General features: G+C 40.2%; 2 protein-coding genes. Both read left to right on the forward strand.

Annotated features, from left to right (window positions below; all coding sequences use genetic code 11):
- Positions 1 to 795 precede the first annotated feature (795 nt).
- Entirely contained in the window at positions 796 to 1,191 is a 396-nt protein-coding gene (locus LV92_RS21645) for a hypothetical protein (RefSeq protein WP_245946457.1), read from the forward strand.
- A gap of 299 nt (positions 1,192 to 1,490) precedes the next feature.
- On the forward strand, positions 1,491 to 2,129 hold the full coding sequence (locus tag LV92_RS21650; protein ID WP_111625671.1) for a DUF308 domain-containing protein: 639 nt from the start codon (positions 1,491 to 1,493) through the stop codon (positions 2,127 to 2,129).
- The last annotated feature ends 195 nt before the right edge of the window (positions 2,130 to 2,324 follow it).

A 2,324-nucleotide genomic window follows, 5' to 3' on the forward strand; every position in this document is an offset into this window, starting at 1 on the left:
CCCGTCACTTCGAGTGATTTTGCATAACGAAGTGGAGCAAAATAGTATCGAGAAGCACTCGAACTGACGATAGAACAAAACCCGTCATTGCGAGCCTGCCCGGCCTTCAGACGGGCGCAGTCGAGACCTCATTCGGTGTGCCAGTATTGAGTATTGAGAAATGAGATTCTAGAGTCTGGAGCCTAGACTAAAATGTTCAGTTCAAGGTTTAAAGTTCCTTCCTATAGTCCTCCCCCTAGCCCCCTACTACTGCAAAAATGCACCACAGGCAAGGAGGGGAATAATTTGTGCATAAAAAATCTTTAAAACAAAAGTCTTGGCTCCTTCCCCTAGCTAGGCCTGTCCCGCTTTTTAGCGGGAGGAAAAGGTGGCTTCGACGCAGGAGAAGACGGAAGGGGTACCCTTGGCGGCAATCTGTTCCTTCCCTTGCAGAGATTGCTTCGACGCTTTAAACCATGTCTTACGAAAGCCCTCCCCCCTGCCTACCGGCCAGGCAGGCTAACCCCCCAAGCAAAAACACCTCACAAGAGAAAAGAATGTTAGTCAATTTGATCCAAATGACCTACATCATTTGGAAGCCCATCCATTTAAAATAGATTTGTTATATCAGCTTACGTTGTGATACATCATCAAATTGGGCCATAGATTTCATAAGGTGTTTTCAGGAACAAAAACGATCAAAAAAGTCTAAAGAAAAATTGCCTTCGGAATCCGATTTCCATATGGTACCTCAAATGAGATAGACTCGCATAGTTTTAAAAAACACAAGAAAAATTAATCACTTAATACATTAGTATGAAAACGATGAAAACAGAAGTTTTAAACCATGAAGACCTTCATTTTGAACACCAACAATGGAATTCGGAACTTGCCTTTTGGAAAGATGAACTAAAATCGTTCAAAAACAGATTGGAAGAATTAATAAATCGCTGGTCCTCTAAGGAGGTACTTACCCAATTGGAACATTTCCAAAACGAGTTTATTCTACACGGAAAGGTTATAGATGAACTACAGGAAACTACAGAAAAGCATGAATTACGTATTGCGGAACAGACCAAAACCGGTCATGAAGCCATGGACATAACCCTTTCCAAAAAGCATGTGGAGTTCCGGGAAAAAATGGAAACCCAGAGGCAGATTTATACCGATCTTAAAAAGGAGTTTTTCCGTTTTTTGACGAAATATATGTGAAAGGCTCCACATCTTGGTTGTCCTAACAACATATAAAAGGCCAAGAGCAAGAAGATCTATGTGAGCGCACCGCTATTACCTAAGAATAAACAAAATCCGAGATATTATAGAGCCAGGAAGATTTTAAGCCCCGGTCCCTAGTAGCCATGGCTGTGGACTAAGGTACACAGCTATTCTTGATATTATAAATTGAGTATCACATTTTACACATGACGGAAGTGTTTTTTCAGCTGGCTTTTTACAGCTTTTCATAGGCCTTTAGAAAGTATTGTTAATCCAAAAAACCGAAAAATTATAAAATGACGAAGACAGTTAACACAAAGGAAGCCCATTGGTTATCGGTTTTAGAAAGTACAATAACGCTGAAAAGGGTTATACTTAAGCCCATAAAAATAACAATAAGCCATTGGCTAATGCCCTTGACATCAGGGATAATTATCATTTTGACCGGAATTTTGTGGTTAGTTATACCGGCTGAAAACTATAGTACATTAACCTTGTTTTTGGGTTTTATTATCCTGATATCCGGACTTGGCGAATCTACTTTTGCACTAATAAGAAGTAAAAAGATCAAAGGCTGGGGATGGTTTTTTACCGGTGGTAATATTGATATCCTAAGCGGACTTTTTTTTCTCTATTTCTCCGATAGTACCCTATACCTACTATCGCTTTACGTGGCGTGTCGACTACTGTTCAAAAGTACATTGGCCATAGGTGTTTTGTCCAAACAACAGTTCCCCAATGACTTTCCATGGTCATCCTTGATGCTTTTTGTAGCCGTTACCAAGGGTCTGGCCTTTTTTGTTCTGTTGTGGTCCATTTTAGACGGTAACAATGGAATGCCATCAGTAGCCATTTTCTTTATTATGTTAGGTGTTATTCGAATCATCATGGCCTTGGGCCTTAAAAAAATCCATGATAAAATTTCAAATTCATAAACAAAGGTACTAAGTTCAAAGTCGTAATCGTGGGTTTACCCGGCCGTAAGGCGGGCGGAGTCGAAATCGAAGTATACGGAAGTTAAAAGTGTTTAGCCAGAAGCCATTAGCCATCCCGATAGTTATCGGGAGCCAATAGTAGCTTGTTATTGCACAGTTTTCAGTTCACTAATAAAAAAATATCAAAGGCGGCGC

This window comes from Arenibacter echinorum (assembly GCF_003259375.1).
GTDB lineage: Bacteria > Bacteroidota > Bacteroidia > Flavobacteriales > Flavobacteriaceae > Arenibacter > Arenibacter echinorum.